The organism is Marinobacter halotolerans, assembly GCF_008795985.1.
GTDB lineage: Bacteria > Pseudomonadota > Gammaproteobacteria > Pseudomonadales > Oleiphilaceae > Marinobacter > Marinobacter halotolerans.
Map to the genome: position 1 here is coordinate 1 of NZ_VMHP01000004.1, position 5,355 is coordinate 5,355.

General features: G+C 53.7%; 2 tRNA genes and 3 rRNA genes. All 5 read left to right on the forward strand.

The features are described from left to right. Positions 1 to 7 precede the first annotated feature (7 nt). The 5 genes from FPL19_RS17455 (at position 8) to rrf (ending at position 5,333) form a co-directional block, all read left to right on the forward strand. Positions 8 to 1,543, forward strand: a 16S ribosomal RNA gene (locus tag FPL19_RS17455). Positions 1,544 to 1,631: 88 nt separating this feature from the next. Further along, positions 1,632 to 1,708: transfer RNA gene (locus tag FPL19_RS17460), tRNA-Ile, on the forward strand. Between the two features lie 127 nt (positions 1,709 to 1,835). Further along, positions 1,836 to 1,911: transfer RNA gene (locus tag FPL19_RS17465), tRNA-Ala, on the forward strand. Positions 1,912 to 2,240: 329 nt separating this feature from the next. After that, positions 2,241 to 5,135 (forward strand): 23S ribosomal RNA (locus tag FPL19_RS17470). 82 nt (positions 5,136 to 5,217) lie between these two features. After that, positions 5,218 to 5,333, forward strand: a 5S ribosomal RNA gene (rrf, locus tag FPL19_RS17475). Together the 16S, 23S and 5S rRNA genes with 2 tRNA genes alongside form the textbook arrangement of a ribosomal RNA operon. Positions 5,334 to 5,355: the final 22 nt, after the last annotated feature.

Here is a 5,355-nt window from a genome sequence, read left to right on the forward strand (position 1 = left end):
ATGATTTAAACTGAAGAGTTTGATCATGGCTCAGATTGAACGCTGGCGGCAGGCTTAACACATGCAAGTCGAGCGGTAACAGGTCCTTCGGGATGCTGACGAGCGGCGGACGGGTGAGTAATGCATAGGAAACTGCCCAGTAGTGGGGGATAGCCCGGGGAAACCCGGATTAATACCGCGTACGCCCTAAGGGGGAAAGCAGGGGATCTTCGGACCTTGCGCTATTGGATGTGCCTATGTCGGATTAGCTAGTTGGTGGGGTAAAGGCTCACCAAGGCGACGATCCGTAGCTGGTCTGAGAGGATGATCAGCCACATCGGGACTGAGACACGGCCCGAACTCCTACGGGAGGCAGCAGTGGGGAATATTGGACAATGGGGGCAACCCTGATCCAGCCATGCCGCGTGTGTGAAGAAGGCTTTCGGGTTGTAAAGCACTTTCAGTGAGGAGGAAAACTCTGCGACTAATACTCGTAGGGCTTGACGTTACTCACAGAAGAAGCACCGGCTAACTCCGTGCCAGCAGCCGCGGTAATACGGAGGGTGCAAGCGTTAATCGGAATTACTGGGCGTAAAGCGCGCGTAGGTGGTTTGATAAGCGAGATGTGAAAGCCCCGGGCTTAACCTGGGAACGGCATTTCGAACTGTCAGGCTAGAGTATGGTAGAGGAGTGTGGAATTTCCTGTGTAGCGGTGAAATGCGTAGATATAGGAAGGAACACCAGTGGCGAAGGCGGCACTCTGGACCAATACTGACACTGAGGTGCGAAAGCGTGGGGAGCAAACAGGATTAGATACCCTGGTAGTCCACGCTGTAAACGATGTCTACTAGCCGTTGGGACTCTTGAAGTCTTAGTGGCGCAGCTAACGCACTAAGTAGACCGCCTGGGGAGTACGGCCGCAAGGTTAAAACTCAAATGAATTGACGGGGGCCCGCACAAGCGGTGGAGCATGTGGTTTAATTCGACGCAACGCGAAGAACCTTACCTGGCCTTGACATGCAGAGAACTTTCCAGAGATGGATTGGTGCCTTCGGGAACTCTGACACAGGTGCTGCATGGCCGTCGTCAGCTCGTGTCGTGAGATGTTGGGTTAAGTCCCGTAACGAGCGCAACCCCTATCCCTAGTTGCTAGCAGTTCGGCTGAGAACTCTAGGGAGACTGCCGGTGACAAACCGGAGGAAGGTGGGGATGACGTCAGGTCATCATGGCCCTTACGGCCAGGGCTACACACGTGCTACAATGGCGCGCACAGAGGGCCGCAAACCCGCGAGGGGGAGCCAATCTCACAAAACGCGTCGTAGTCCGGATCGGAGTCTGCAACTCGACTCCGTGAAGTCGGAATCGCTAGTAATCGCGAATCAGAATGTCGCGGTGAATACGTTCCCGGGCCTTGTACACACCGCCCGTCACACCATGGGAGTGGATTGCACCAGAAGTGGTTAGTCTAACCTTCGGGAGGACGATCACCACGGTGTGGTTCATGACTGGGGTGAAGTCGTAACAAGGTAGCCGTAGGGGAACCTGCGGCTGGATCACCTCCTTAAACGAAGCCGAATGCTTCGGTCAGAGTCCACACGAATTACTTGGTTGGCTTAAGAAGAGAGCAAAGGGTCTTGCAGGCCCGCACTTTCGGGTCTGTAGCTCAGTTGGTTAGAGCGCACCCCTGATAAGGGTGAGGTCGGTGGTTCAAATCCACCCAGACCCACCAGAATTTCGTGGCTCGTCGTTGCTTTAAGACTCGCTTACCGATGTAAGCTTCGCCTTAAAGCGCCTAGATCCACAAAATTCTATAGCCTGAGAGTCCGAGCAGCGCTTGGTCTTGGGTGAATTATCGAGGGGCCATAGCTCAGCTGGGAGAGCGCCTGCCTTGCACGCAGGAGGTCGGCGGTTCGATCCCGCCTGGCTCCACCACAACCCTTTTTACTGACTAACGCGAGTTAGCAGTGTGCAGAAACAAGCGTTTCGGTTTGATGACAGTCGGTCATTGAGTCTGAAGTTCTTCTTTCTGATCACTGGGTCAGATTTGCTCTTTAACAAATTGGACGAGAAGAACACGAATGCATTTCTCTCATTATCTCCGAGAGGGATGGATTCAATGTGATAGCGATTTCAAGCGTTATCCGGTGTTGTCGTTGAAGTGATTGTAATATGACTTCAAGTGACGGTCTCGAGACAGGGTTCTTTACCAGGCTTGCCTGGTGGAGGATGTTGCGTCGTGATCAGTTGTCTTGGGGTTATATAGTCAAGCAATTAAGCGCATACGGTGGATGCCTTGGCAGTCAGAGGCGATGAAAGACGTGGAAGCCTGCGATAAGGTTCGGGGAGCTGGCAAACGAGCTGTGATCCGGACATCTCTGAATGGGGAAACCCACCGACTTTCGGGTCGGTACCGTACAGTGAATACATAGCTGTACGGGGCGAACCGGGGGAACTGAAACATCTAAGTACCCCGAGGAAAAGAAATCAACCGAGATTCCCTCAGTAGCGGCGAGCGAACGGGGACTAGCCCTTAAGCTAGACAACTGGTAGGAGAACAAGCTGGAAAGCTTGGCCATAGTGGGTGATAGCCCCGTATCCGAAACCTGAGTCTGGTGAAATCGAGTAGGACGGGACACGAGACATCCTGTCTGAACATGGGGGGACCATCCTCCAAGGCTAAATACTCCTGACTGACCGATAGTGAACCAGTACCGTGAGGGAAAGGCGAAAAGAACCCCTGTGAGGGGAGTGAAATAGATCCTGAAACCGTATGCGTACAAGCAGTCGGAGCGGACTTGTTCCGTGACGGCGTACCTTTTGTATAATGGGTCAGCGACTTATGTTCAGTGGCGAGGTTAACCGTTTAGGGGAGCCGTAGGGAAACCGAGTCTGAATAGGGCGATTTAGTCGCTGGGCATAGACCCGAAACCGGGCGATCTATCCATGAGCAGGGTGAAGGTTGAGTAACATCAACTGGAGGCCCGAACCCACTGTCGTTGAAAAGCCAGGGGATGACTTGTGGATCGGAGTGAAAGGCTAATCAAGCCCGGAGATAGCTGGTTCTCCCCGAAAGCTATTTAGGTAGCGCCTCGGACGAATACCACAGGGGGTAGAGCACTGTTTCGGCTAGGGGGTCATCCCGACTTACCAACCCGATGCAAACTCCGAATACCTGTGAGTACTATCCGGGAGACACACGGTGGGTGCTAACGTCCATCGTGAAGAGGGAAACAACCCAGACCGCCAGCTAAGGTCCCCAAATACCAGTTAAGTGGGAAACGATGTGGGAAGGCTCAGACAGCTAGGAGGTTGGCTTAGAAGCAGCCATCCTTTAAAGAAAGCGTAATAGCTCACTAGTCGAGTCGGCCTGCGCGGAAGATGTAACGGGGCTCAAACTGGTTACCGAAGCTGCGGCTGCATACTTTGTATGCGGGGTAGGGGAGCGTTCTGTAAGCCTGCGAAGGTGTGTTGAGAAGCATGCTGGAGGTATCAGAAGTGCGAATGCTGACATGAGTAACGACAATGGGGGTGAAAAACCCCCACGCCGGAAGACCAAGGTTTCCTGCGCAACGCTAATCGGCGCAGGGTGAGTCGGCCCCTAAGGTGAGACCGAAAGGTGTAATCGATGGGAAACGGGTTAATATTCCCGTACCTTGGATAGCTGCGATGGAGAGACGGAGAAGGCTAGGTGAGCCGGGCGACGGTTGTCCCGGTTTAAGCGAGTAGGCAGTGGGATTAGGCAAATCCGGTCCCATAATGCCGAGACGCGACGACGACGACCCTTTTACGGGTTGGAAGTCATTGATGCCCTGCTTCCAGGAAAATCTTCTAAGCTTCAGGCTATTCGAGACCGTACCCCAAACCGACACAGGTGGTCAGGTAGAGAATACCAAGGCGCTTGAGAGAACTCGGGTAAAGGAACTAGGCAAAATGGTGCCGTAACTTCGGGAGAAGGCACGCTGGTGGTATGTGACACCCCTGCGGGTTGAGCAGAAGCCAGTCGAAGATACCAGGCCCCTGCGACTGTTTATTAAAAACACAGCACTGTGCAAACACGAAAGTGGACGTATACGGTGTGACGCCTGCCCGGTGCCGGAAGGTTAATTGATGGGGTTAGCGCTTGCGCGAAGCTCTTGATCGAAGCCCCGGTAAACGGCGGCCGTAACTATAACGGTCCTAAGGTAGCGAAATTCCTTGTCGGGTAAGTTCCGACCTGCACGAATGGCGTAACGATGGGGGCGCTGTCTCTACCCGAGACTCAGTGAAATTGAAATCGCCGTGAAGATGCGGTGTATCCGCGGCTAGACGGAAAGACCCCGTGAACCTTTACTATAGCTTCACAGTGAACTTTGAGCATGTTTGTGTAGGATAGCTGGGAGGCTTTGAAACCAGGACGCCAGTTCTGGTGGAGCCAACCTTGAAATACCAGCCTGACCTGTTTGAGGTTCTAACTTCGTCCCCTTATCGGGGATAAGGACACTGTGTGGTGGGTAGTTTGACTGGGGCGGTCTCCTCCCAAAGCGTAACGGAGGAGCACAAAGGTGGGCTAAGCACGGTCGGACATCGTGCGGTTAGTGTAATGGCACAAGCCCGCTTAACTGCGAGACAGACACGTCGAGCAGGTACGAAAGTAGGTCATAGTGATCCGGTGGTTCTGTATGGAAGGGCCATCGCTCAACGGATAAAAGGTACTCCGGGGATAACAGGCTGATACCGCCCAAGAGTTCACATCGACGGCGGTGTTTGGCACCTCGATGTCGGCTCATCACATCCTGGGGCTGAAGCCGGTCCCAAGGGTATGGCTGTTCGCCATTTAAAGTGGTACGCGAGCTGGGTTTAGAACGTCGTGAGACAGTTCGGTCCCTATCTGCCGTGGACGTTGGAGATTTGAGGAAAGCTGCTCCTAGTACGAGAGGACCGGAGTGGACGAACCGCTGGTGTTCGGGTTGTGTCGCCAGACGCATTGCCCGGTAGCTATGTTCGGATAGGATAACCGCTGAAAGCATCTAAGCGGGAAGCCCCTTCCAAGATGAGATCTCCCTGAGGCCTTGAGCCTCCTGAAGAGCCGTTCAAGACCAGGACGTTGATAGGTCGGGTGTGTAAGCGCTGCGAGGCGTTGAGCTAACCGATACTAATTGCTCGTGAGGCTTGACTATATAACACCCAAGACAATTGCGGATAACGCAACGAAATCACTGTCACTCGTTCTTCTCGTCCACCCAGTGATCAACCGTTTTGCCTGACGACCATAGCGGTCTGGAACCACCTGATCCCATCCCGAACTCAGCCGTGAAACAGACCAGCGCCGATGGTAGTGTGGCTTCTGCCCATGTGAGAGTAGGTCATCGTCAGGCTCCTAATACCAAAAACCCCAGT